The organism is Candidatus Accumulibacter sp. ACC005 (assembly GCF_907163215.1).
Classification (GTDB): Bacteria; Pseudomonadota; Gammaproteobacteria; order Burkholderiales; family Rhodocyclaceae; genus Accumulibacter; species Accumulibacter regalis.
This window is the reverse complement of the sequence record NZ_CAJQUB010000014.1, coordinates 217,647-240,370: the sequence shown is the minus strand read 5'-3', so window position 1 is coordinate 240,370 and position 22,724 is coordinate 217,647. Positions and strand designations below refer to the sequence as shown.

The 22,724-nt window shown below is 64.4% G+C and carries 26 protein-coding genes, 2 tRNA genes and 1 pseudogene; 12 read left to right on the top strand and 17 right to left on the bottom strand.

From position 1 onward, the window contains the following. Window positions 1-13 precede the first annotated feature (13 nt). Complete coding sequence (locus QZ613_RS17780) at window positions 14-610, top strand: glutathione S-transferase N-terminal domain-containing protein (RefSeq protein WP_043568047.1); 597 nt, start codon at window positions 14-16, stop codon at window positions 608-610. Window positions 611-688: 78 nt separating this feature from the next. Then, the gene (locus QZ613_RS17775; protein WP_291983361.1) at window positions 689-1,126 is read left to right on the top strand and encodes a ClpXP protease specificity-enhancing factor; all 438 of its coding nucleotides are present in this window, start codon (window positions 689-691) and stop codon (window positions 1,124-1,126) included. A gap of 125 nt (window positions 1,127-1,251) precedes the next feature. Here QZ613_RS17775 and QZ613_RS17770 read toward each other — a convergent pair whose 3' ends face one another. From QZ613_RS17770 to QZ613_RS17720, 11 genes are read right to left on the bottom strand one after another with little or no spacing between them, the layout of a single operon-like run. After that, window positions 1,252-1,818 carry a universal stress protein gene (locus QZ613_RS17770; protein WP_291983359.1) on the bottom strand — a complete coding sequence of 189 codons (567 nt, stop codon included), beginning with the start codon at window positions 1,816-1,818 and terminating at the stop codon, window positions 1,252-1,254. Window positions 1,819-1,820: 2 nt separating this feature from the next. Further along, the gene (locus QZ613_RS17765; RefSeq protein ID WP_291983357.1) at window positions 1,821-3,500 is read right to left on the bottom strand and encodes a Na(+)/H(+) antiporter subunit D; all 1,680 of its coding nucleotides are present in this window, start codon (window positions 3,498-3,500) and stop codon (window positions 1,821-1,823) included. Beyond that, window positions 3,497-3,751, bottom strand: a complete 255-nt coding sequence (locus tag QZ613_RS17760; RefSeq protein WP_043568039.1) for a hypothetical protein — start codon at window positions 3,749-3,751, stop codon at window positions 3,497-3,499. Before QZ613_RS17760 ends, QZ613_RS17765 begins: the two co-directional genes overlap by 4 nt. Further along, window positions 3,751-5,217, bottom strand: coding sequence for a proton-conducting transporter membrane subunit (locus tag QZ613_RS17755; protein ID WP_291983355.1), 1,467 nt, complete (start codon window positions 5,215-5,217; stop codon window positions 3,751-3,753). Before QZ613_RS17755 ends, QZ613_RS17760 begins: the two co-directional genes overlap by 1 nt. Then, window positions 5,214-6,698 carry a monovalent cation/H+ antiporter subunit D family protein gene (locus QZ613_RS17750; RefSeq protein ID WP_291863658.1) on the bottom strand — a complete coding sequence of 495 codons (1,485 nt, stop codon included), beginning with the start codon at window positions 6,696-6,698 and terminating at the stop codon, window positions 5,214-5,216. The genes QZ613_RS17755 and QZ613_RS17750 overlap by 4 nt, the downstream gene beginning before the upstream one ends. Next, a complete protein-coding gene (locus QZ613_RS17745; RefSeq protein ID WP_291902766.1) occupies window positions 6,695-7,078 on the bottom strand; it encodes a cation:proton antiporter subunit C in 384 nt (127 codons plus the stop codon). Before QZ613_RS17745 ends, QZ613_RS17750 begins: the two co-directional genes overlap by 4 nt. Window positions 7,079-7,080: 2 nt before the next feature. Further along, the gene (locus QZ613_RS17740; protein WP_291983353.1) at window positions 7,081-7,500 is read right to left on the bottom strand and encodes a Na(+)/H(+) antiporter subunit B; all 420 of its coding nucleotides are present in this window, start codon (window positions 7,498-7,500) and stop codon (window positions 7,081-7,083) included. Next, window positions 7,497-8,021: a DUF4040 domain-containing protein gene (locus QZ613_RS17735; protein WP_291983351.1), complete on the bottom strand. Its 525-nt coding sequence runs from the start codon at window positions 8,019-8,021 to the stop codon at window positions 7,497-7,499. Before QZ613_RS17735 ends, QZ613_RS17740 begins: the two co-directional genes overlap by 4 nt. Window positions 8,022-8,029: 8 nt before the next feature. Next, window positions 8,030-8,434, bottom strand: coding sequence for a monovalent cation/H(+) antiporter subunit G (gene mnhG, locus QZ613_RS17730; RefSeq protein ID WP_291863664.1), 405 nt, complete (start codon window positions 8,432-8,434; stop codon window positions 8,030-8,032). Then, window positions 8,431-8,715: a monovalent cation/H+ antiporter complex subunit F gene (locus tag QZ613_RS17725; protein WP_043568021.1), complete on the bottom strand. Its 285-nt coding sequence runs from the start codon at window positions 8,713-8,715 to the stop codon at window positions 8,431-8,433. Before QZ613_RS17725 ends, mnhG begins: the two co-directional genes overlap by 4 nt. Further along, window positions 8,715-9,194 carry a Na+/H+ antiporter subunit E gene (locus QZ613_RS17720; protein WP_291863666.1) on the bottom strand — a complete coding sequence of 160 codons (480 nt, stop codon included), beginning with the start codon at window positions 9,192-9,194 and terminating at the stop codon, window positions 8,715-8,717. The genes QZ613_RS17725 and QZ613_RS17720 overlap by 1 nt, the downstream gene beginning before the upstream one ends. 295 nt (window positions 9,195-9,489) lie before the next feature. Between QZ613_RS17720 and QZ613_RS17715 the strand changes: the two are divergent. Then, window positions 9,490-10,578: pseudogene (locus QZ613_RS17715) on the top strand (MASE1 domain-containing protein); the annotation flags it as partial. 270 nt (window positions 10,579-10,848) lie between these two features. Here QZ613_RS17715 and QZ613_RS17710 read toward each other — a convergent pair. Continuing rightward, the gene (locus QZ613_RS17710; RefSeq protein ID WP_291863770.1) at window positions 10,849-12,207 is read right to left on the bottom strand and encodes an IS1182 family transposase; all 1,359 of its coding nucleotides are present in this window, start codon (window positions 12,205-12,207) and stop codon (window positions 10,849-10,851) included. Between the two features lie 26 nt (window positions 12,208-12,233). On the opposite strand from QZ613_RS17710, the gene QZ613_RS17705 reads away from it, so the two are divergent. From QZ613_RS17705 to nhaD, 3 genes are all read left to right on the top strand, one after another. Next, complete coding sequence (locus QZ613_RS17705; protein ID WP_291983348.1) at window positions 12,234-12,614, top strand: ATP-binding protein; 381 nt, start codon at window positions 12,234-12,236, stop codon at window positions 12,612-12,614. Then, entirely contained in the window at window positions 12,607-13,209 is a 603-nt protein-coding gene (locus tag QZ613_RS17700; protein ID WP_043568016.1) for a response regulator, read from the top strand. The genes QZ613_RS17705 and QZ613_RS17700 overlap by 8 nt, the downstream gene beginning before the upstream one ends. 134 nt (window positions 13,210-13,343) lie before the next feature. Beyond that, window positions 13,344-14,774, top strand: a complete 1,431-nt coding sequence (gene nhaD, locus QZ613_RS17695; RefSeq protein ID WP_291863675.1) for a sodium:proton antiporter NhaD — start codon at window positions 13,344-13,346, stop codon at window positions 14,772-14,774. Between the two features lie 62 nt (window positions 14,775-14,836). Here the strand turns inward: nhaD and QZ613_RS17690 are convergent, their stop codons facing one another. After that, a complete protein-coding gene (locus tag QZ613_RS17690) occupies window positions 14,837-15,739 on the bottom strand; it encodes an AraC family transcriptional regulator (protein ID WP_291983346.1) in 903 nt (300 codons plus the stop codon). A gap of 47 nt (window positions 15,740-15,786) precedes the next feature. Between QZ613_RS17690 and QZ613_RS17685 the strand changes: the two genes are divergently transcribed. Further along, complete coding sequence (locus tag QZ613_RS17685; protein WP_291983383.1) at window positions 15,787-16,872, top strand: IS630 family transposase; 1,086 nt, start codon at window positions 15,787-15,789, stop codon at window positions 16,870-16,872. Here the strand turns inward: QZ613_RS17685 and QZ613_RS17680 are convergent, their stop codons facing one another. Further along, a complete protein-coding gene (locus QZ613_RS17680; RefSeq protein ID WP_291983343.1) occupies window positions 16,873-17,034 on the bottom strand; it encodes a hypothetical protein in 162 nt (53 codons plus the stop codon). A 141-nt stretch (window positions 17,035-17,175) separates the two neighbouring features. Here QZ613_RS17680 and QZ613_RS17675 point away from each other — a divergent pair, with 141 nt between their 5' ends. Then, window positions 17,176-18,489, top strand: coding sequence for an EAL domain-containing protein (locus QZ613_RS17675; RefSeq protein ID WP_291983342.1), 1,314 nt, complete (start codon window positions 17,176-17,178; stop codon window positions 18,487-18,489). Further along, complete coding sequence (locus tag QZ613_RS17670) at window positions 18,479-19,354, top strand: HDOD domain-containing protein (RefSeq protein WP_291983340.1); 876 nt, start codon at window positions 18,479-18,481, stop codon at window positions 19,352-19,354. The genes QZ613_RS17675 and QZ613_RS17670 overlap by 11 nt, the downstream gene beginning before the upstream one ends. Window positions 19,355-19,396: 42 nt before the next feature. Here the strand turns inward: QZ613_RS17670 and QZ613_RS17665 are convergent, their stop codons facing one another. Then, on the bottom strand, window positions 19,397-20,350 hold the full coding sequence (locus QZ613_RS17665; protein ID WP_043568007.1) for a patatin-like phospholipase family protein: 954 nt from the start codon (window positions 20,348-20,350) through the stop codon (window positions 19,397-19,399). 279 nt (window positions 20,351-20,629) lie between these two features. On the opposite strand from QZ613_RS17665, the gene QZ613_RS17660 reads away from it, so the two are divergent. The 3 genes from QZ613_RS17660 (at window position 20,630) to bfr (ending at window position 21,704) form a co-directional block, all read left to right on the top strand. After that, window positions 20,630-20,705 (top strand) — tRNA-Ala (locus QZ613_RS17660). Window positions 20,706-20,726: 21 nt separating this feature from the next. Then, window positions 20,727-20,802 (top strand) — tRNA-Glu (locus QZ613_RS17655). 422 nt (window positions 20,803-21,224) lie between these two features. Beyond that, complete coding sequence (gene bfr / locus QZ613_RS17650) at window positions 21,225-21,704, top strand: bacterioferritin (RefSeq protein ID WP_043568004.1); 480 nt, start codon at window positions 21,225-21,227, stop codon at window positions 21,702-21,704. 94 nt (window positions 21,705-21,798) lie between these two features. Here the strand turns inward: bfr and dtd are convergent, their stop codons facing one another. Together dtd and arsN2 are read right to left on the bottom strand one after the other, a co-directional pair. Beyond that, window positions 21,799-22,251, bottom strand: a complete 453-nt coding sequence (gene dtd, locus QZ613_RS17645) for a D-aminoacyl-tRNA deacylase (RefSeq protein WP_043568002.1) — start codon at window positions 22,249-22,251, stop codon at window positions 21,799-21,801. Beyond that, a complete protein-coding gene (gene arsN2 / locus QZ613_RS17640; protein WP_291865877.1) occupies window positions 22,248-22,724 on the bottom strand; it encodes an arsenic resistance N-acetyltransferase ArsN2 in 477 nt (158 codons plus the stop codon). Before arsN2 ends, dtd begins: the two co-directional genes overlap by 4 nt.

Sequence of the window (22,724 nt, the reverse complement as noted above, 5' to 3'; positions counted from 1 at the left end):
GAGGGTATTGATCATGATGAATCTCTATTCGGGAACCACCTGCCCGTTCAGTCACCGCTGCCGCATCGTCCTTTACGAGAAGGGCATGGATTTCCAGGTGATCGATGTCGACCTCTTCGCCAAGCCCGAAGACATCGCCATCATCAACCCCTACGGCCGCGTGCCGGTGCTCGTCGAGCGCGATCTCATCCTGTATGAGCCGAACATCATCAACGAGTACATCGACGAGCGCTTCCCGCATCCGCAGTTGATGCCGGCCGACCCGATCATGCGCGCACGCGCGCGCCAGCTGCTGATCACCATGGAGCGCGAGGTCTTCGCCTACATCGAGCCGCTGGAGAAGAACAGCAAGACGGCCGAGCGTGCTCGCCAGCAGATCCGCGACCGGCTTACCGAGATGTCGCCGGTCTTCGTCAAGCAGAAGCACATGCTCGGCGAAGAGTTCTCGATGCTCGACGTCGCCATCGCGCCGCTGCTCTGGCGGCTAGACCACTACGGCATCGAACTCTCGAAGACCGCGCTGCCGCTGCTGAAGTACGGCGAGCGGATCTTCAGCCGTCAGGGGTTCATCGACGCTCTGACGCCCTCCGAAAAAGCCATGCGCAAGTAGCACGGGCTGCGGCTGCGCGGGAAGTCGCCGTCAGGCGATGACGTCGGCCACTTTGTTGCCACATGTCGATCACCTCTCATGGGAAAGAACTTGGATCTGCCGTCGACCAAACCCTACCTGATTCGCGCCATACACCAGTGGTGCACCGACAACGGCTTCACCCCCTACCTCGCTGTCACCGTCGACGCACGCACGCGTGTCCCGATGGAGCACGTGCGTGATGGCCAGATCGTTCTCAACGTCGGCTACGAAGCGACCGGGCGCCTCGAGCTGGGCAACGAGGTGATCACCTTCCAGGCCCGCTTTGGCGGCGTCGCGCGCGACCTGCTGGTACCGATCGGCAATGTCGCCGCCATCTATGCCAAGGAAAACGGCGCCGGCATGGCTTTCGAGGCACAGACCGCGGTGCTTGGCGAAACGGACAGCGGCGGCACCCCGCCCGGGGACGGGCGTCAGCCTGAACCGCCGAAGACTCCGCCGCCCGCCGGGCGGCCGAAGCTGCAGCGCGTCAAATAGCGGCCGGGGTTGCCGCTCTCTGCGCTCGGCAGGACACCCGCCCTGCCTCTGGTCAGGTTGACTATGGACATTGCGGTAAACCTCCCCCTCCAGCTTGCCGACGTCGAGGGGAATGCCGCGACGGTTCAGGAGCGCGGATGCTGCGCAGGGGAATGTACGCCAACCCCCTCGGAATCCGCCGTCACCACCGGAACGCCTCTCGCTTTGCGCCCGATGACTTCACGGACCACGTCGCGGGCGAGTAGCGTGGCGATGCGGGCGTGCGGTCGCGGCAGGACGATGGCGTCGCAGGCGAGCTGTTCGGCAACGTCGCCGATCTGGGCAACGATATCGCCTTCGCGGTAGATTGCCTGGCAGGAAACGCCTGCCGCGAGCAGCGGCTGCGCGGCGTCGTGCAGGACCTTGGCGCCGGACTCGGCCTGGAAGCGGGCCATCTCGACGTGCGTGCGAAAGCGCAGGCCGTCGGCTGCGGTGACGGCTTCGGAAACGAAGAGCAGGACGACCTCTACCGGCTGGCCGTTGCGCTGCTCGCGCAGCGCATACGCAATGCCCCAGCGCGAACGTTCGCCGGGGGTCACCGGGATGAGTAATCGTCTTGCGCGATCGCGCTCGTCGGCTCGATGAACGCCGGCACTCCCGCCCCCACTGCGCGCCTTGCTCGCCAGGTCGTCTGGAAACGCCGCGGAGCTCATGCTCAGAACAGGTAATACAGAACCAGCCAGGCGAGCAGCATTATCGTTACCCACAGCGCCATGCTGCCCGTGGGCCAGGTCCGCGCCAGGGCGCCGAGCGGGCCGTGGTGGCGGCGAAGTACGTCGCCTCCGCGATTCGCCAGGGCGCCCGCGGAGCGCTCTACTGCGGCGATTAGGCCGGTAAACAGCGGCGTCAGGATTTCGCTGAGGCGGCGGGCGAAGACGCGATAGAACCAGTCGAAATCGAGCGAGATGGTCAGCGTGCGCTTCAGGGACTCGAGCATGACGAAGAACGCCAGACCCGAGAAGAGCAGCAGCTGAAGCTGCGTCACCACGTGCGCGCCACTGTACGGTTCGTAGTCCACCGCGAAGGGCAGCAGGGCGTAGAGCGGGGCGGGGAACAGCCCCAGACCGATGCACAGGGCGGCGAAGACGAGCATCGCCGCCTGCATGCTCGCCGGCGGGTCCGCGGGGCGCAGCCCGGAATCCTTCTGGAAGAAGACGAACCACGGGAACTTGATGCCGGCATGCAGGAAGACGCCCGCCGAGGCCGCCGCCAGGCCGAGCCAGACGAAGGTCAGGTGCTGGTCGCCGGCCGCCTGGGAGATCATCGACTTGCTGACGAAGCCCGAAGTCCATGGGAAGGAGGAAATGGCGAGCGCGCCGACGATGCCGCACACCGCTGTAACGGGCATGCTCTGGAACAGCCCGCCGAGGTCGGTGCACTTGCGCCGCCCGGTGCGGTAGAGAACGGCGCCGGCGGACATCAGCAGCAGCGCCTTGTAGATGATGTGGGCGAAGGCGTGCGCCGCGGCGCCGTTCAGCGCCATCTCGGTGCCGATGCCGATGCCGACCACCATGAAGCCGACCTGATTGACGATCGAGTAGGCAAGGATGCGCCGCATGTCGTTCTCGAGCAGCGCGTAGACGATGCCGTAGAAGATCATGAACATGCCGACCCAGATCAGCAGCTCGGTACCCGGGAAGCCGCGCAGCAGGACATAGACCGCTGTCTTGGTGGTGAAGGCCGAGAGGAACACGGTGCCGCTCCACGAAGCCTCCGGATAAGCATCCGGCAGCCACGCGGAAAGCGGCGGTGCGCCGGCATTGATCAGGACGCCGGCGAGGATCAGCCACTGTGCCCACGATTCCGGCGCCATGGGCACGAAGGCCACCGAGCCGGTCGCCGCGACATGGCCGGCGATGCCGGCCATCAGAACCACGCCGCCGAGCAGGTGGATCGCCATGTAGCGCATGCTGGCAGTATAGGCAGTGCGGTTGCCGGCGCTCCAGATGACGAGCGTCGAGCCGATGGCCATCAGCTCCCAGAAAATGAAGACGGTGATCAGGTCGCCGGCGAAGGCGACGCCGATGGCCGAACCGGCGTAGAACATCGCCGCCGGCACTTCGAGCCGGCTCTCCTGCTTCAGCGCGAACAGGCCGCCGACGGCGGCCATCAGCGAGAAGATCGTCGCGAACAGGCGCGTCAGCCTGTCCCCGGCCAGCGGCGTCAGCGTGTAATCGAGGAAATGCAGTTGCCACGCCGCGCCGTCCGGCACCTGCCAGACGGCCCATAGCGTGGCCAGCGGCAGCCCGATCACCGCCGCCTGGCGTGCCGCGCGCGGCAGCCAGGGCAGGACCAGGGCGCCGAGGACGAGGATCAGCGCGGGGTGGACGATCATCGGTCCTCCCCGTAATAGGTGTCCGGCCGCTTGATCAGCAGGCCGAGGCCCTTGGCAAAGACGATCATGGCGGCACAGGTGAGGAAGCCGTACCAGGCGTGGAAGCCGAACCAGCCGTCGAAGCCGAAGTGCGGATGCAGATGCACGACAAGTTCGGCAGCCACGGTCAGTGCCAGTACGGCGATGAACACGCGCCACAACAGCTTGATGGTTTCGGGGCGTACCAGCCAGTGCTTTTCAGTGCTCACCATCAGCCTCCGAGCATTTGTTGCGCCAGCGCCAGCGGCACGCCGGGAAAGAAGAACAGCGCCAGCGTGGCAGCGGCCGTTGTCGTCAGTGCGACGACCATGAGCAGCGGCGCCTCGCCATGCGGGTGATGCTCGTCCTCGGCCGACGGCGGGCGGAAAAAGGCGCGGTAGACGATGGGCACGAAATACCCGGCATTGAGCAGGGTGCTCGCCAGCAGGACGGCGACGACGGCCCACTCGCCGGCCCCCATGGCGCCGGACAGGAGGTACCATTTGGAGACGAAGCCGGCCGCCGGTGGCAGGCCGATCATCGATAGGGCACCGATGGCAAAGGCGCCCATGGTCCAGGGCATGCGCCGGCCGATGCCGTCCAGTTCGCTGACATTGGTCTTGTGGGCCGCCGTGTAAATGGCGCCGGCGGCGAAAAACAGGGTGATCTTGCCGACCGCGTGCGCTGCAATGTGCAAGGCTGCCGCGGCGAGCGAGAGCGGCGTCAGCAGTGCTGCCGCCAGGATGACGTAGGACAGCTGGCCGATCGTGGAATAGGCCAGGCGGCGCTTCAGATTGTCGGCGCGCAGCGCAACGATCGAGGCGGCGATGATGGTGAAGCCGGCGATCGCCGTCAGCCAGTCCGCTCCGCCCTGGGCGACCAGGGTGTCCGCGCCAAAGACATAGACGATGACCTTGACGACGCTGAACACACCGGCCTTGACCACCGCGACAGCATGCAGCAGGGCGGAAACCGGGGTCGGTGCGACCATCGCTGCCGGCAGCCAGCGGTGGAAAGGCATCAGCGCCGCCTTGCCGATGCCGAACATGTACAGGAACAGCAGCCCGGCGAGCGCGACGTCCGACAACTTGCCGCCCAGGATGCCACCCGGCGTGAAGTCGGTCGTGCCGGCGACGTACCAGGTGAACACCAGCGCCGGGAGCAGGAAGACGACCGAGGTGCTGATCAGGATTCCCAGGTAGGTGCGCCCACCCGCCTTCGCCTTGTCGGTGCCGTGGTGGGTGACCAGCGGGTAGGTGACCAGCGTCAGCAGCTCGTAGAAGACGAACAGCGTAAACACGTTGCCGGCAAAGGCAATGCCGATTGCCGCGGCGATGGCGAGCGCGAAGCAGACGTAGAAGCGCGTCTGCTTCTCCTCGTTGTTGCCGCGCATGTAGCCGATCGAGTACAGCGAGTTGACGATCCACAGACCCGAGGCGACGAGGGCGAAGAGCATGCCCAGTGGCTCGACCGTGAAAGCGATCAGCAGCCCCGGCAGCATTTCGAACAGCATGAGCGCCGGCCGCTCACCGGCGAGGACCATCGGCAACAGTGGCGCGACGCATGACAGCAGCAGGGCGGCGGTGATCAGCGTCGCCGCCTCGCGCAGGTTTGGCAGCCGTCCGCAAAGGGCGATCGCGCCGGCGCCGACGATCGGCAGCGAGAGGCTGGCGAGGATCAGCGTCTCGCTGCCGATCATGGCGTCACTCCGAGCAGCATGTTCGCTGCGGCGGCGGCGGAGCCGACCGTGACCGAGGTATCGACACCGAACCAGATCGTTGCGCCGACCAGGATCCAGGCGGGAATCGCCAGGCCCAGCGAGGCTTCGCGCGCCTGCAGGAGATCGGCGCGCGGCGCACGGAAGTAAGCGGCCTCGACGAAGCGCCAGACGTAGACCACCGCCAGCAGCGACGAGAGAACGATCAGGAAGACCAGCCACCACTGGCCTTTCTCGAGGGCTGCCAGGATCAGGTACCACTTGCTGACGAAGCCCGCCGTGCCGGGCACGCCGATCAGGCTCAGTCCGCAAAGCACGATGCCGAAAGTGGTCACCGGCATGACGCGCCCCACCCCCTGAACCCGTGCCAGAGTGACGCCGCCCATGCTGGCCATCACCGCGCCGAGGAGCAGGAAGAGGCCGCCCTTGGTGACCGCGTGGTTGACCAGGTGCACGATGGTGGCGGTAAGCCCGGTGACCGAGTCGAAGGAGATGCCGAGGGCGATGTAGCCGATCTGCGCGACGCTTGAGTAGGCAAACAGGCGTTTCAGATTGTTCTGGAAGATGGCCACGGTCGAGGCGACGAACATTCCGGCCAGCGCCAGCACCAGCATCAGGTCCTCCATCGGGAGCTGCTTGAAGATCGCGGTTTCGCCGAACACCGAGAAGTAGAAGCGCAGCAGTGCGTACACTGACACCTTGGTGGCGGTGGCGGCGAGGAAAGCCGACACCGCCGACGGCGCGTAGGCGTAGGCGTTGGGCAGCCACTGGTGCAGGGGGAACAGCGCCAGCTTCAGCGAGATGCCGACGGTGAGAAACGCCAGGGCCGCGAGCACCGGTCGGTGGCTGGTCATGTCCTGCAGCCGGACGCCCATGTCTGCCAGGTTGAGGGTGCCGGTCTTGACATAGAGCAAGCCGACGCCGATGACGATGAAGGTCGCGCCGATGGTGCCCATGATCAGGTACTGGTACGACGCCACCAGCGCGCGGCGGTCCTTGCCGAGCGCGATAAGAACGTACGAGGAGAGCGAGGAGATCTCCAGGAAGACGAACAGGTTGAAGGCGTCGCCGGTGATGGTGATGCCGAGCAGGCCGGTCAGGCAGAGCGCGAACATCGCATAGAACAGGTAGTGGGTGTCGGGTCGGATCTCGCGCACGATGCTGCTGCGACAGTAGGGCAGAACCACCGCGCCGACACCGGAGACCAGCATCAACACCAGCGAGGACAGTGCGTCGACGCGGTACTCGATGCCCCACGGAGCTGGCCAGCTACCAATGGCGTAGGAAATTATCCCGCTTTCGCGCACTTGCAGCCACAACAGGATGCTGATCGCGAAGGCTGCCCAGGACCCTGCCAGAACGAGAAGAAAAGCCGCCAGACGGTCGCGAAAAAGGACGGCCAGCGGGGCGCTGACCAGCGGCACGACGACTTGCAGGACGGGGAGATGCTCGGCGAAGCTCATCTTGCCGACTCGTTCTTCGCCGGCCCCAGCTCGATGTGCAGGATTTCGTCTTCTTCGATGGTGCCGTACTCTTCGCGAATGCGTACGGCCAACGCCAGGCCGAGGGCCAGCGTCGCCACGCCGACGACGATCGCCGTCAGGATCAGTACGTGCGGCAAAGGGTTGGAGTACAGCGTGAAAGCAGTGTGCACGATCGGTGCCGTGCCGCCGACGAGCTTGCCGGGTACGAGATAGAGCAGGTACACCGAGGTTTGCAGGGTGGCCAGCCCGACCAGTTTCTTGATCAGGTTGCCGCGGGCGATGACGACGTACAGGCCGGCCATCGCCAGGAACAGCATCACCCAGTAGTCGTAGTGGCTGAAGAAACTAGAGAAGCTCATTGTCAGTTCGGTCCGCGTCGCGCGAAGAGGTAGAAGATCTTCAGCAGGACGCCAAAAACCGTGATAGCCACCCCAAGCTCGATCCAGAAGATGCCGCGGTGCTGGCCGACGACCGGGTCGCTGTCGAGCACGAAATAGTCGAGAAAGTTGCCGCCCAGCAACAGGCCTGCGAAGCCGACGCCAATGTAGAGCAACGCGCCAATGGCGATCATCGATTCGACGATCCAGTCGGGGAGAACGCGGCGCGCCGTGTTCAGACCGTAAATGATGGCGTAGAAGATGATCGCCGCGGCGACGATGGTGCCCGCCTGGAAGCCGCCGCCGGGTCCGAAGTCACCGTGAAACTGTACATACAGCGCAAACATCAGAATGAAAGGGATGAGCAGCTTGCCGACCACCCGCAGGACCATGTCGTTTCTCACTTCTCCATGTCCTCCCGCAGGTGGCGGCGGCGGCGCAGCAGCGCGATGACGCCAATGCCGGCGGTGAACACCACCGTCGTTTCGCCCAGGGTGTCGAAGCCACGGTAACTCGCCAGGACTGCGGTGACCACGTTCGGCACGCCCGTTTCGCGTGGGCCATCTTCGAGGTAGCGAGGGGTAACGTGCGTATGGATCGGTGCCTCGCGATCCGAGAATTCGGGGAGGTCCCAGGTGCCATAGACGAGAACCAGCCCGGTGCCGATGGTCACTGCCAGCGGCAGCCAGGGTTTGTGGGTCGGTTTTTCCTCCTCGCTGCGGCATAGATGCAGGGCGCCGAGCAGCAGCACCGTCGACACGCCGGCACCCACTGCAGCCTCGGTCATCGCCACATCGACAGCGTCCAGCGAGACCATGACGGTCGCCGTAAGAAAGCTGTAAAGGCCGAAAAGAACGATCACCGCAAACAGGTTGCGAACGAGCGCCAGCGCGACCACGGCGACCATCATCTGGGTGAGCAGCACGTTGATGATCAGGGTTTCGATGGCGCTCCCTCCACTGCGGGCGATAGCGGTCGATCGTCGGGGGTCGGGGCCGGCGAAGTTTCGGTGGCGAGGGACTCAGCGTCCGCTTCGGCCAGCAGGGGCTTAAGGCCGCGGTTCAAGGCCGCCTTGGCCAGAGCATGCGCGGCAACCGGGCCGGTGAAGAACAACAACAGGCCGATGATCACCAGCTTGACCGCGACCAGCGTCAGCCCCGCCTGCAGGATCAGCCCAAGCAGAACAAGTCCGGCACCGAGGGTGTCGGTGACGCTGGCGGCGTGCAGGCGTGTGTAGAATTCGGGCATGCGCAACAGGCCGAGCGCGCCGATGCTGCAGAACACGCCGCCGGCGAGCAGGCAGGCCCAGCTCAGACCGTCTATCAGTACGTCGATCAAGGTCGTGCCTTCTCGTCGCTGCCCGGATCGCCGAGGCTGCCCTGGCGAAAGAACTTCAGCACGGCGACAGTCCCGATCACGTTCAGTAAGCCGTACACCAGCGCCAGATCGAGAAACTCGGGCCGCTCGGTGAGGAAGCCGATGACTGCCAGCAATAGCACCGTGCAGGTGCCGATGGTGTTGGTTGCCAGAAGGCGATCGAAGACCGAGGGGCCGATCACTGCCCGCACCAGCGTCAGGCTGACCGTGACCAGCAGTAGCAGGGTCGCAGCGGCAAACATCAGGAGGGAGTCTCGAGGGCGGCTATACGTCGGTCCATCTCGCTGCCGGCCAGGCCAGCCGCGCCCTCCGCGCTCAGCGAGTGCACCAGCATTTCACCCTTGGCCACCTCGACGGCGACCGTACCCGGGGTCAGGGTGATCGAGTTGGCGTGGATCACCAGACCCAGTTCGCTGTTCTGCGAGGGTTTGAAGCGAGTCATGGTCGGCGAGATCGGCAGGCGTGGATCGACGATGCGTCGGCTGACGTCCCAGGCCGATAGAACGATCTCCTTGACCAGCCACGGCCAGTACGAGAACAGGGCCCGCCAGCCGAGATGAATCGGGTGACCTTCGTGATCGATGACGTCCATGCGGTGTGCGAAGAGGAGCACGCACAGCGAGCCGGCGGCGCCAACGGCAATCAGGAAAGGCGTGAAGAAGCCCGACAGCAGCAGCCAGAAGGCAAACAGGCTCACGAAAGCACTCAGGGAATAGAACACGCGGATCCTCCACATCGCCGGATTCGATTGGGCTGCGATCGGTGACCGGAGTCCCCGCCGCGAGCGGCGCCCAATTCAGCGCACCATCATAGGGAGGGCGATGGCCCTTGAAAATGCGGGCAAACGCGTACGGTGTTCAAGCTGGCGGCGGGGGGCTTGCAAAATTAGGTGCAGGTATCACCGGAACGCGGTTTAATGGACAACAATACGGGTTTCACGTACGTTATTCGCTGAGCGAGCCGAACCCCCTTGCCGACACAGACCGAAGGTCTGTGGTAACGATCTGAAGGAAGCGATGATCAGCGCAAGCCGACTGTCCTGGACCGATGCCCTGTTATTGATTGCCGGCTACGTTGCGCTCGACTGGATGAGCTTCTTCCATCCACTGCACGGCCCCTACATCACGCCGTGGAACCCGGCGCCACCGTTGGCCCTGGTCTTCATTCTGCGCCATGGCTGGCAGGCGGTACTGGTGCTGGCGCTGGCCGTCTTGCTCGCCGAAATCGGCGTCCGCAGCCTGCCGGCGTCGCTGCCGGTATCGGTCGCCATCGCCGGCATGCTGGCACTCGGCTACGGCGCCATCGGCGAGGCGTTACGGCGTCGGATGCGTGGTCCGGCCATCTTCCTTGATCGTTTCGGCCTCCTGCGCTGGGCGGGCGTCGTCGTTGCCGGCACGCTGCTCACCAGCGTGGCCTTCGTCCTCGCCCTGGTGGCGCTCGATCTGGTGCCGTTGGCCGGCTGGAGCGAGGCGGTTGGCCGCTTCTGGATAGGCGATGGCGTCGGTATTCTGGTCTCCATGCCCTTGCTCTGGATGCTTTTCGACGAGCGCGGTCGGGCCTTGCTGCGGGCAACACTCTGGCGACCCGACACGTTGGGCTACGTGCTGGCGGCGGCGATGGCCTTGTGGGTGGCCGTCGGTCACGGCGCCGAATCGGACTTCCAGTATTTCTACCTGCTCTTTCTCCCGATTATCTGGGCCGCGTCCCGGCAAGGCCTGGCCGGCGCCGTGCTCAGCGCCGCGGTGATCCAGATCGGGCTCATCGTCGTCGTCTACCGGCAAGGTTTCTCGGCCGGCTCGGTGCTGGAAATCCAGGCCGTGACCGTGGTGCTGGTGCTGGCTGGTTTCTTTATCGGCGTGGTCGTCGACGAGCAGCAGCGCATCAGTGCCGAGCTTCGCCAGACGCTGCGCCTGGCCGCCGCCGGCGAGATGGCCGGCGCGCTGGCGCACGAGCTGAACCAGCCGCTCACCGCCTTGTCCGCCTACGGAGCGGCTTGCGAAGAACTCCTCGCCCGCGGCGAGACTGGTGACCGACTGAAGGGCAGCATTCGCTTGATGGTCTCCGAGGCGTGTCGCGCCGCCGAGGTCGTGCGCCGACTGCGTGACTTCTTCCGCACCGGCACGACCAGGCTCGAGGCCATTCCGCTGCGTGCCCTGCTGGCCGCTGCGGCAGCGCCATTCGCCAGACACGCCGCCAAGGCCGGCGTCGAACTCACCGTCGAACCGGTTCCGGACGGCGTCCTGCTGGCCGACGGTCCGCAGCTAGCAGCCTGTCGGACTGACCGCCGGCCTGGCCGGCGCGTTTCACCATACGCAACAAAAAAGCCGAATTTCGTCGGTTTTCAGGCTTTTCCGAGGGTTTTCCCCTCATTTTCCCTACTGCAGGCGCAATACGGCCAGGCGCTTCAAATTCCACGCCATACAAACCAACGTCCACTCGCCGGTGACCTTGTTCAAACCGCGCAGCGAGAAGCGGCGAAAGCCCATCACCGACTTGATGATCCCGAACACCGGTTCGATGGTCTGCTTGCGTAACGCATAGCGCGCCCGTCCTGCCTGGGTCTTCAGGCGATGAGACATGGCCTGCACGGGGGTGGCATTGTCGGGCAAGGCTGCCGGCTCACTGTGGCGCTCCCGCCAGCCCGGGTGGTGCTCGTCACGAGCGACGGCGATCAGGGGATCGATGCCGGCCGCCTCACACGCCTTGATGTTCTTCTCGCTGCAGTAGCCGCTGTCAGCGATCAGGCATTCCACGGCGCCGAGCACCACCGCCTGCGCCTTGAGGGTCGCCAGCATCGGCTCGACTTGCTGTTTGTCGTTGGGCGCTTGCGTGACCCCGGTGGCGACGATCAGCATCGTTGCCGCATCGGCCGCCGCCTGGGCGTTGTACGCCTGTTCGAAGCCGCCACCGGCCACCGGCAGGATGCGTGACTCTTCGTCAGTCAGATTGAGCTGATCTTTGTCCCGCGGTCCAGGCTCGGGCGCCCTGGGCGGCTTGCCGCCCGGCTTCTTGCCGGTGGCTTTTTCCTTGGCGGCGCGGCAGGCCATCTTCTCGTCATATTCGGCCTTCTCACGCTGATCGCGCTCCTTGGCCCGGGCGACTATCGTGGCCTTGGCGGCGGCCATGGCCGCCAGCCGATCTTCGCGACGCTTGAGTTCCTCGGGCAGGCTGACGCCATTCGGGATATCGGCTCGATCCGCTTGTTCCGCCAGCGCCAGCAGTTCCTGAATTTCGCCCTTGAGCTGCACTTCCAGCTTTTCGATGTACCCGTGCGACAACGCACTGTGCCGCGAGGCGTTGGCTTCGATCTTCGTGCCGTCAAGGCAGATGTTCCCCACCTTGAGCACCTTCATTTCCTTGGCCATTTCCAGGACCTGCAGAAACAGGTCGCTCAGTTCGTCAAGGAAACGTCGGCGGAAGGCCGCCAGGCTGTCGTGATCGGGATGCCGGTTGGCGGCAAGAAAACGGAAGGCGACCGAGTCGTAGGTGGCCTGCTCCAGCCTGCGGCTCGAGAAGACACCGGTGGCGTAGCCATAGACCAGAATCGCCAGCAGCGTCGCCGGGTGGTAGGCTTTCGATCCGCGCCCCGCGTACTGACGCGTCAGCTTCGACAGATCCAGCTGGTCGATTACCTCGACAATGAAGCGCGCCAGATGGTCCTGGTTCAGCCAATCGTCCACCGACGGCGGCAGCAGATAGTCCGTCTGGCGGTCAGCAACGATAAAGTTGGACATGCGATGACTCGGTTGCTCGAAGAAGTATGATTATAGCATGTTCGGATCTGGCGCCGGGAAAGTCCGACAGGCTGCTAGAAGTCGTGCTGCGCAATCTCTTCTCGAACGCGTTCGACGCCGTTTCCGAACAACCGCCCGGCGAGCGTAGGGTGCGCGTCTCGGCGCTGGCAGAGGGCGGCGACCGGATCTGCATTCGCATCGAGGATAGCGGCCCGGGCCTCACCGGTGACGCCGTGAGCAGGCTCTTCGAGCCCTTCAACTCCACCAAGTCAAGTGGCCTCGGGCTGGGCCTGGCGATCAGTCGGGCTATCGCCGAGGCGCATGGCGGCAACCTCTGGGCCGAGGTTGGTGCGCGTGGCGTCTTCCGGCTCCGGTTACCTTTCGAAAAGACTCCTGCACATGCCTGACTTGACGGTTTTCATCGTTGATGACGACGCCTCGGTACGCGACTCGCTCGGCCTGCTGCTCAGCCTGCGCGGCTACCGAACGGCTATTTTTTCCGATGCCGAGAGCTTTCTGCAGGCCTTGTCGCCGGATTGGCGCGGTTGCATCCTGCTCGATATCCGCATGCCAGGCATGGACGGGCTGGCTCTGCAGCGGCGCCTGCGCGAACTCGGCAGCGGCTTGCCGGTGATCGTCATCACCGGTCACGGCGACGTGGACTCGGCCTGCGAGGCCTTCAAGGCGCAGGCCTGCGACTTTCTGGAAAAGCCGCTCGACCAGGCAAAACTCACGGCAGCGATCGACGATGCCCTGTCGAAGTACGCGCTCGGCCGGCACGCGAGCGAGCAGCGCAGTCACTTTGCCGAGCGGCTGGCGACGCTGACGCCGCGCGAACGCGAAGTCATGGACCTGATTGTTACCGGTGGCCACAACCGCGATATCGCCGAAAAATTGGGCATCAGCCCGCGCACCGTGGAAGTGCACAAGGCGCGAGTGATGCAGAAGTTGAACGTCGATGGCGTCGCGCAACTGGTCAGACACAGCCTGGGCAAGCGCTGACCACAACACCATCCCGAAGAGCAATCCCTACCGCGCCGAAAGTGGGCTGCGAGTTAGCAGTAGCAGCCCGTCCATTGCAGCCAACGAGAAGGAATCGAATGATGAAGTGCTTGCCCCGCGTATTGCTGGCCGTCATGGCAGCCGCCTGTCCCCTGGCCGCGCTCGCTTCCGAAGGCGGGCCGTCGACAACGCTCGACTTGACCCGCCACTGGGCAGGTTTTGTGGCGCTGGCCGTATTCTTTGGCGCCTACGGCCTGGTCATTGCCGAGGAATCGCTGCACCTGCGCAAGTCCAAACCGGTGATCGTCGCGGCGGGCATTATCTGGATGCTGGTGGCGATCGTCTATGCCCAGCACGGCGACACGCATACCGCAGAGATCGCCGTACGACACAATCTGCTCGAGTTCGCCGAGCTGTTCCTGTTCCTGCTCGCGGCAATGACCTACATCAACGCCATGGACGAACGCGGTGTATTCGATCTGCTGCGCGTCAAGCTGGTGACGCAAGGCTACTCATTGCGCACCATCTTCTGGATTACCGGTGCGCTGGCTTTCTCCATCTCGCCGGTGGCCGACAATCTGACGACCGCCTTGCTGATGGCGACGGTGGTGATCGCCGTCGGCGGGAGCAACAAGAAATTCGTCACTGTGGCATGCATCAATATCGTCATTGCGGCCAATGCCGGCGGTGCCTTCTCGCCATTCGGGGATATCACAACGCTGATGGTCTGGCAGAAGGGGCTGGTCGACTTCAGCGAGTTCTTCCAGCTGTTTGTCCCGGCAGTGGTCAACTGGTTGGTTCCCGCGACCATCATGAGCCTGGCCATCGGCAATTCGTCGCCCGATCCGGTCAAGGAACAGGCGGTTCTGCAACACGGTGCCTGGGTGATCGTCGGCCTCTTTCTGGGCACCATCGTGATGGCCGTCTGCGCCCACAATTTTCTCCACCTGCCGCCGGTGATGGGCATGATGACCGGCCTCGGCGTGCTCAAGTTCTATGGCTACTACCTCAAGCGACGCAAGAATTTCACCCACCGTCCGGCTGGGGAGAACCTGGGCGATACCGCCCTGGGCATGGAGAACGGCGTCCCGGGCGGTCAGGCAGTGTCCAGCACGGCCGTTCAGTACAACATTTTCAAGTCCCTGGAACGTGCCGAGTGGGATACGCTGATGTTCTTCTACGGCGTCATCCTCTGCGTCGGCGGGCTGGGCACCATGGGCTACCTGTCGCTGGGCTCGCACTTGATGTACGGTCAGCTCGGCCCGACGACGGCAAATATTCTTGTCGGGCTCCTTTCTGCGGTGGTGGACAATATCCCGGTCATGTTCGCGGTATTGTCGATGCAGCCAGAGATGGACCACGGTCAGTGGCTGCTGGTGACCATGACTGCCGGTGTCGGCGGCTCGCTGCTTTCGGTGGGGTCCGCCGCAGGGGTTGCGGTCATGGGACAGGCGCGCGGCGTCTACACGTTCTTTTCCCACCTCAAGTGGACCTGGGCGATCGCCCTGGGCTACGTGGCCAGTATCTGGACGCACTTTCTGATCAACGCAAAGGCGTTTACCTGATCACCCGGAACCTGCATTCGCACTGACGGCGGGCAGCGTGCAGATCGCCGCTTGCGCCCGCCTCACTGCAATGCTGTGGTCATGCGATAACTGCTCGGTGCCGTACCGCTCCAGCGCTTGAAAGCGCGGGTGAACGCGCCTTGCTCGGAGAAACCGAGCAGGAAGGTGATTTCCGTCACGCTCCGGGCCGATTCTTGAAGGTAGCGTTTGGCCAGCTCGTAGCGCGTTTCTTCGAGAATCTCATGGTAGCTGGTGCCCATTTCCCGGAGCTTGCGCTGCAGAGTGCGCCGACTCATGCCCAGGGCCTTGACCAGATCGCCGACGCTGGGCTCACCCGAAGTCAGTTGCTTGAGCAGGAAGGCCTCGCAGCGCGAAACGAGGTCCGCCTTGCTGTGCGCGGCCAGTTGCTGGGCAAGAATCGCGTCGAAGGTTTCAGCTAATTCGCGGTTGGCCGTTGGCAGGAGTGCTTCGGCGTCGTCGGTGGCCAGTACGAAGGCATCCTCCCCTGCCCCGAAGTGCAGCTCACAAGCGAAGAAGTCCTGGTAGGGGCTCGGGTCGGCAGGCAAGGGACGACGCAGGGAGACCCGGACCGGGTTGAGCTTGCGCTCGGAATTGCCGCGACACATGGCCAGGGCGAGGGCCAGAATGTAGTCCGTCATGACGTGTCCGACCGTCATGTCACGACGTCCGTGCTCACAAACAAAACGCAAGCCATTCGCCTCCCCGATGCAGGCGCAGCTCCAGCGGTCGCCGATCACGCGGGAATAGCGCTGCATGCGCTGCAATCCCTGGCGCAGTGTGCTGCTCGACAACCACGCATAGCCCAGCACTCCCAGGCTGGACGGATGCCAGCACTCGGCCGCCGTCAGTCCGAAAGCCGGATCAGCGATCACGTCGGCGGCGCGGGTAATGACTACATCGACCAGCCAGCTAGTGTAGTGTCTCGATAATGCCTTTACATGCAAATGGCTTGATCTATACTTCAGGCAACTACTGCGTGGAGGACAGAGCGATGCCGAGGACAACAATTGTGCTTGATGCGGAAGAGGCCCGGGAACTGAGAAGAAGGACGCGAGCCAGTACCGTGGCGGTTCGCGACCGGTTGCGCGCGCAGATCATCCTTCTGGCGGCCGAAGGCCAGAAACAGGAAGCCATCGGCGTAGCGGTAGGGGTAACGCGGGTGACCGTGAATCACTGGTGCCGGCGTTTTGCGCAACAGCGTCTTGCCGGCTTGGCGGATGCCCCTGGCCGGGGCCGGAAGCCGAGCGTACCGACGGCCGCAGTCCGGAAGGTACTGGAGACGGTTACCCGCCCACCGGAGACGGTGGGACGCTGGAGTTGCCGCAGCATGGCGAAGGCGGCCGGCATCTCGCCGGCGAGCGTGCAGCGCCTGTGGGCGGCGAATGATATCAAGCCGCACCTGACGCGCACGTTCAAGCTGTCGAATGACCGGCATTTCGAGGAGAAATTCTGGGACGTCATTGGCTTGTATCTGGACCCACCGGAGAAGGCCTTGGTCCTATGCTGTGATGAGAAGTCGCAATGTCAGGCGCTGGAGCGCACCCAACCCGGGTTGCCCTTGGGTATCGGCTACATCAAGACGGCAACCCATGACTACATCCGTCACGGCACCCTCACGCTGTTTGCGGCACTGAACTATCTGGAAGGCAAACTGATCACCACCATTGCCGAGCAGCACCGGCATCAGGAATGGTTGGCCTTCCTCAAGAAAATCGACCGGGAAACCTCCAAGGACCTGGCCATCCATTTGATCGCCGACAACTACGCGACCCATAAGCATGCCGAGGTAAAGGCGTGGCTGCAGGCGCATCCACGCTTTCACATGCACTTCACGCCAACCTCGTCTTCTTGGCTCAATCTGGTGGAACGTTTCTTCCGCGACGTTTCCGACCGCATCGCCGCGGGTAGCTTTGCTTCCGTCAAGGAATTGGCGGACACCATCATCACCTTTCTGGCTGAACGCAACGACAATCCGAAGCGATACGTCTGGCGTGCCAAGGGCGAGGAAATCCTGCGCAAGATCCAGCGCGCCCGCGAGGCGATCAGCGCGCCCACGACCGCAGTATCAAGTGCGTAGCTATTTTTGAGACACTACACTAGGTATTCGCGCACCGGGCTGTCGGGCAAGGTCCGGGTCTATGCCCAGCTCGCGCAGCCAGCTCTGAGCGTCGACGCCATGCACTTCGAGCAGGCGAAAAAGGATCAGCCAGGCGCTGGCCAGCGAACTCTGCGTAGTCATTGAGGGCAATACGGCACGCCGTTGACGAGGGATTGGCACAGATGGTGAAACGAATGGCGCGCACGGTCAAGGCCTTGCCGACGCCAATGCCTAAGCTGAAGCCACTCAAATCAGCAGGCCTCGAGCGCGTAGCCCATCCCGATGCACGACCTTCGTCCAGATCGCGACCCCATCACCGGTTTTCTCAGCCGTTCCGCCGGCCTGCACGCAGCCATGCAGGTCGTTGCCGAGGCGGAGGCTAGCGGCAGTTCACTGGCCGCATTGTGGCTGGATATCGATCGCTTCCGGCAGATCAACGAATCCTTCGGCCACGCTGGCGGCGACAGCGTGATTACGCAGCTCGCGGCGCGGCTGCGGCGGGCTTTGCGCGGCGACAGCATTCTCCTGCGCATGGGCAGCGACGAGTTCGTGGCCCTGGTTCCGTCGGCGACTCTGCAATTGGCGACCGAAATCGGCGCCGCGGTGCTGGCCGAGATCGAACGTCCGCTGGTGATCGACAACTTGATGATGCGTCCATCGGTGAGCATGGGCATTGCCGTGCACGAATCCGGCGAAGACCCGCTGAGTCTGTTTGAACGGGCTGACCGGGCGATGATGGAAGCTAAGCGCCGTGGCGGCAAGCGCTTGATCGTTTCCGGCGACCAACCACTCAGCGGTCGCCTCGGCGTGCAACTGGCACGCGAAGAGCTGATCGTCGAAGCGGATCTTCACCGCGCCCTGGAAAGCGGTTGCCTGGCGCTCGAATACCAGCCTCTGGTCCGCGTGGACGGCCGCATCGAAGCGGTCGAGGCGCTGATGCGCTGCGAGCTGCCAGAGCGACGCCTGCTGCCCGGCAAGTTCATCCCGGTTGCCGAAAAGACCGGCATCATTGTCCGTCTTGGCGAATGGTGCCTGCTGCAGGGGGCCCTATTCGCCGCGCGGCTGCGCGACGAAGGCGTGGCGACCAAGGTGGCGATCAACGTCTCGCGTGCCCAGCTCACCTCGCGCAGCTTCGCGCCGGCGTTGCAGGCGGCACTGATTTGCGCCAACGTCGCGCCCGCGCTCATCGAACTCGAATTTACCGAATCGCTGTTCCTCGACCTTTCGGAAACCGTGCAGGCCAATATGCGCAGCGTCCGGGCGGCTGGTGTCGGCATGGCCATCGACGATTTTGGCTATGGCTACTCGTGCCTCGCCAACCTCAAGGACCTTCCGGCGACAAAGCTCAAGCTCGATCGCTCGCTCATCAGGGTTCTGCCCGATGACCGGCGTGCCTATGCGGTGGTGAAGGCGATGGCCATGCTCGGTCGCGAGCTGGGCATGACGGTCGTCGCCGAGGGGGTCGAAACCGCGGCCCAGCAGGCGGCTGTCGAGGGCGCGGCCGTTGATGCGGTGCAGGGTTTTTTCCACGCCCACCCGATGCCGGACGAAGCCGTGCTGGCGTGGCTGAAGGAGAGAAAGACGCATGAGCTCTGACACGCAAGCGGGGAACGGCCGGCTCGACGAGGTGCTCGAGCGAACGATCCGCGACATCGACATTCCCCCGCGGCCGACGATCATCGACCGGATTTGCCACGAGATGCGCCAGGAGCTGCCCAATTTCAAGCTCATAAGCCAGCAGATCGGCGCCGACGTCAGCCTCGCCGCCGGTCTGATCAAGACCGTGAACTCGCCTTATTTCGGCTGCCGCAGCCGCTGCCGCTCGGTCCAGGAAGCCCTGCTCATGCTCGGCCTCGACGCGACCAGTCGGGCCATCGCGGCCATCAGCCTGCGCCAGGCCTTCCCTGGCTCCGCGCACTACGAGCGCTTCTGGCAGGCATCGGCCCGCATCGCCTCGCTCTCCGGGTGGTTGGCGCAAATCGTCAGAAAGCCTGGCTTGCGCGCCGACGACGCCTACACCTACGGCCTGTTCAGGGATTGCGGCATCGTCATCCTGCTGCGCCGCTTTCCGGATTACATGGCCACGCTGGACCGCGCGAATCACGAGGCCGAACGTGCCTTCACCGACGTCGAAATCGAGGTCCTGCCGACCAATCACAGCGTCATCGGCTCGCTGCTGGCGCAAAACTGGTGGCTGCCGGAGGAAATCTCGCTGGCCATCCGCTACCATCACGACCGCGACGCCATCGAGCATTTCGAGTCCGGCCTGCCAGCCGCCAGCCGCTATCTGGTCGCCGCCAGCCAGACTGCCGAGCACATTCTGCAGCACGTCAGCGGTGGCAGCTACACCGAAGAATGGCGAAAGCTGGGTCCCTCTTGCCTGCGCCTTCTCGGCCTCGACCCGGCCGCTCTGAGCGAGCTCTACGAAGGGGGTGCCGCCGTGATGCGCAGCAACGACTAGCCATTCGCGATGCGCTTTGCGCAGCGCGCTTGTCTCGTGCGCCTACGGTTCCGGCAGCAGCTGCGCGGCAATGGCCTCGAGTTGCGGGGCGGCCTCCCCGACGTGTTTGCGGCCGATGTCGATTGCCTCGCGGGCCCTGTGGAAGTCCATCAACTGAAAGTCGGCGAGGTCCGGACGCAGGACCACGTCGGCCGGATCAATGGCCAGGCGGCTGCGCGTGATGCGCTCCTGCATGATGTTCACCGCCCCACTCATGACTTCGAACAAACCGGGGTCGCTACGCTTGCTGCGGAAGGATTCCACGAGGCCATCCACCAGCCCGGCCCACTTGCGCAGGATGGCGATGCCTTCGGCGCTGGCTTCCGCGGAGCTTGCCAGAGCCCTGTTCCGATCCTGGGCGTCGACAACGCCGTCGGGCGCACGCATGGCCATTTTCGTGAGCGAGCGGCGAAGGTCGACCGCGATAACGACATCGGCGCCGAGGGCCCGGCATAGCGAGACCGGCACCGGATTCACCACGCCGCCGTCGATCAGCCAGCGCTGCTGGTGCCAGGTGGGTGCCAGGAGACCGGGCAGGCCACTCGACGCACGCACCGCGGCCATGAACGAACCTTCGCGCAGCCAGATCTCCTCGCCGGTATAGAGATCGGCCGCGACGGCACCGAAAGACATGGCCAGGCTTTCGATCGGGGCGTCGCCGATCTGCTCGGCGATCGTGCTCATCAGGCGATTGCCGGTCATCACGCCGCCGCCGCGAAAAGTCGTGTCTACCAGGCGCCAGACATCGCGCTGGGTGAGCGTGCACACCCAGCGTTCGAGTTCGCCGAGGCGACCGGCGGCGCACGCTGCGCCGACGAGGGCGCCGACCGATGCACCGGCGATCACGTCGGGCCTGAGGCCGCGCTCGGCGAGAGCGTCGACAATCCCGATATGCGACCAGCCGCGCGCCGACCCGCTGCCCAGCGCCAGACCGAGGCGGGGACGGATCCTGGTCACCGCTGCTGACCGGCAGGGCGCACTCCGGGCTGGTTGCCGGATTCCGCGATGATGTCCTGCCCGGAAGTCGCAACGAGGCGCGAGGCGATAACAGAAAGGAGCCAGGAGGCTTCCGGCATGGCGTGTCCCTGTGGTGATCGGTGGTGGTCGAGCTGCGAGCTTAATGGCCGACGAAAGCCAGGGGCAAGTTTTTCATGGTTTACCCGCTTTCGTGCCGGGTTGCCGCGTAGCGCTTTACAGCACCGGGCCAGCTCCCTATAATCCCGGCTTCTTTCGCGCGGGGGTATAGCTCAGCTGGGAGAGCGCTTGCATGGCATGCAAGAGGTCCGCGGTTCGATCCCGCGTACCTCCACCAACAAGGCGAAAGAAGTTCCGGGTCCCCATCGTCTAGAGGCCTAGGACACTACCCTTTCACGGTAGGTACCGGGGTTCGAATCCCCGTGGGGATGCCAGCTTCGGCGCAAGCCGCCGAGCTGGGAAGCTTGTGGCGATTCCATGTCGCAAGTTCAAGGCAGCTAGGTCGCGGCCTGGTCAGCACTTTCTCTGCAGTTCCCTTCCCTTGCGTTGCTCGCCTTCCTCTGCTGGCTGCCGTCAGGCAACAGGCGCTGCGCCGGCTTGATCTTCGGCAAATGGCGGTGGCCATGGGTGTCGACGTCTATAATGCCGACGCCAGCAGGTGATTCGGTGGCTGAGTGACGAGGCGATCTGCTCGCGGCCATGAATTGTGCGCGCCACTTGCTGTCTCTTACAACGGCTGCCCGCGCCAGGTTTCCCTGTGCGATGCCTTGCGCGAAGTCCTGCCGGCGCGGGCGCTTCCCCGCCTCTCCAATAATCAGCTGCGGCCCCCACCGCGGCGCCCAGAAACGGAGTCCCCATGAAAGGTGACAAAACGGTCATTCAGCTGCTCAACAAGCAGCTGGCGAACGAGCTTGCCGCGATCAACCAGTATTTTCTGCACGCCCGGATGTACAAGAACTGGGGCTTCAACGCCCTGGGCAAGCACGAGTACGACGAGTCGATCGAAGAAATGCAGCACGCCGACAAGATCATTGAACGCCTGCTGTTTCTCGACGGGCTGCCAAAGATGGAGGTGCCGAAGCTGTCAATCGGCCAGAACGTCCCCGAGTGCCTGAGCGGCGATCTCAAGCTCGAGCGCGGTGCGCATGCCGATCTCATCGCCGGAGTCACGCACTGCGAGTCGGTCAAGGACTACGTCTCCCGCGACTTGATGCAGGAGATCCTCAACGATACCGAGGAGCACATCGACTACCTCGAAACGCAGCTCGATCTGATCGACAAGGTTGGCTTGCAGAACTATCTGCAGACGCAGATGGGCGGGGCGTCAGGGAACTGATTGTCGGCTGGCCGCGCAGCCAGCCAGTGGGTCGTCGCGGGGCCTGGCTGGCCCGCTCCGCCCTGCTGCTCTGGCTGCCCCTACTCGCGGCCGCCTACTCCGGCTGGCGCGAATCGATGCTGATCGTCACCGGACCGTCGTTGATCAGGTGAACCCGCATCTCGGCGCCGAAGACGCCGGTCGGCACCGCGCGTCCCAGGGTCTTTTCGAGTCGCCGGACAAAGCGCTCGAATAGCGGCTGCGCCAGCTCCGGCGGCGCAGCGCGACTCCAGGAAGGGCGGTTGCCTTTCCTGGTCGACGCAAAGAGCGTGAACTGACTGACCGCCAGCACTTCGCCGTCGGCATCGACGACGCTGCGGTTCATGACGCCTGCGGCGTCGGCAAAGATGCGCAGCCTGGCCAGCTTGGCGGCCATCCAGTCGAGATCGGCATCGTTGTCAGCGGCCTCGAAGCCGGCCAGAAGCAGCAGACCCGCGCCGATGCTGCCGCTTACCCGGCCGTCGACTTCGACCCGCGCCGCAGCGACGCGCTGGGCGACGACCCTCACGCGGCGCTCTCGCGCGCGAGCGCGCCGTCAAGGATCTTGACCATGCACGCCGCCGACGCCGGGCACAGACAGCGGAACTGCGCTGTCGCGGTGATTCCCGGTGGGACGGCGGACCGCGGCAGCAAGCGAAAACCGCGGGCGGAAAAGAAGTCCTGCGCGCTGGTGGTGAGCAGGAAGATCTGCCGATGGCCGTCGGCCAGCGCGCGCTGCTCGAGCGCGGCAAGCAGCTGAGCGGCGAGTCCACGCTGACGGCAGTGTGCTGCAACGGCCAGCGAACGCAGCAGCACCGTTTCACCGCAAGGCTGCAGGCCGGCCGTGGCGATCAGGCGACCCTCGTCGCGACAAATCAGAAAGCCGGGCAGATGCGCCGCCTCGATGTCGGCAACCGGCAGGGCGCAGTCGGCAAGCAGGGCGAGCAAGGCGGGAAGTTCATGAAGCCCGGGGGCGCACAGCGTGTGCGACGACGCCGCCAT

Coding starts and splice junctions, on each gene's coding strand:
- QZ613_RS17760 (WP_043568039.1), bottom strand. CDS start 3,751: ATGGTGAGCACTGAAAAGCACTGGCTGGTACGCCCCGAAACCATCAAG.
- QZ613_RS17775 (WP_291983361.1), top strand. CDS start 689: ATGGGAAAGAACTTGGATCTGCCGTCGACCAAACCCTACCTGATTCGC.
- QZ613_RS17780 (WP_043568047.1), top strand. CDS start 14: ATGATGAATCTCTATTCGGGAACCACCTGCCCGTTCAGTCACCGCTGC.
- QZ613_RS17670 (WP_291983340.1), top strand. CDS start 18,479: ATGAGCTCTGACACGCAAGCGGGGAACGGCCGGCTCGACGAGGTGCTC.
- QZ613_RS17770 (WP_291983359.1), bottom strand. CDS start 1,818: ATGAGCTCCGCGGCGTTTCCAGACGACCTGGCGAGCAAGGCGCGCAGT.
- QZ613_RS17755 (WP_291983355.1), bottom strand. CDS start 5,217: ATGATCGGCAGCGAGACGCTGATCCTCGCCAGCCTCTCGCTGCCGATC.
- QZ613_RS17725 (WP_043568021.1), bottom strand. CDS start 8,715: ATGTTTGCCGCTGCGACCCTGCTACTGCTGGTCACGGTCAGCCTGACG.
- bfr (WP_043568004.1), top strand. CDS start 21,225: ATGAAAGGTGACAAAACGGTCATTCAGCTGCTCAACAAGCAGCTGGCG.
- QZ613_RS17685 (WP_291983383.1), top strand. CDS start 15,787: ATGCCGAGGACAACAATTGTGCTTGATGCGGAAGAGGCCCGGGAACTG.
- QZ613_RS17705 (WP_291983348.1), top strand. CDS start 12,234: ATGATTATAGCATGTTCGGATCTGGCGCCGGGAAAGTCCGACAGGCTG.
- QZ613_RS17745 (WP_291902766.1), bottom strand. CDS start 7,078: ATGAGCTTCTCTAGTTTCTTCAGCCACTACGACTACTGGGTGATGCTG.
- QZ613_RS17765 (WP_291983357.1), bottom strand. CDS start 3,500: ATGATCGTCCACCCCGCGCTGATCCTCGTCCTCGGCGCCCTGGTCCTG.
- QZ613_RS17675 (WP_291983342.1), top strand. CDS start 17,176: ATGCACGACCTTCGTCCAGATCGCGACCCCATCACCGGTTTTCTCAGC.
- arsN2 (WP_291865877.1), bottom strand. CDS start 22,724: ATGGCGGCGTCGTCGCACACGCTGTGCGCCCCCGGGCTTCATGAACTT.
- QZ613_RS17680 (WP_291983343.1), bottom strand. CDS start 17,034: ATGACTACGCAGAGTTCGCTGGCCAGCGCCTGGCTGATCCTTTTTCGC.
- QZ613_RS17700 (WP_043568016.1), top strand. CDS start 12,607: ATGCCTGACTTGACGGTTTTCATCGTTGATGACGACGCCTCGGTACGC.
- nhaD (WP_291863675.1), top strand. CDS start 13,344: ATGGCAGCCGCCTGTCCCCTGGCCGCGCTCGCTTCCGAAGGCGGGCCG.
- QZ613_RS17750 (WP_291863658.1), bottom strand. CDS start 6,698: ATGAGCTTCGCCGAGCATCTCCCCGTCCTGCAAGTCGTCGTGCCGCTG.
- QZ613_RS17710 (WP_291863770.1), bottom strand. CDS start 12,207: ATGTCCAACTTTATCGTTGCTGACCGCCAGACGGACTATCTGCTGCCG.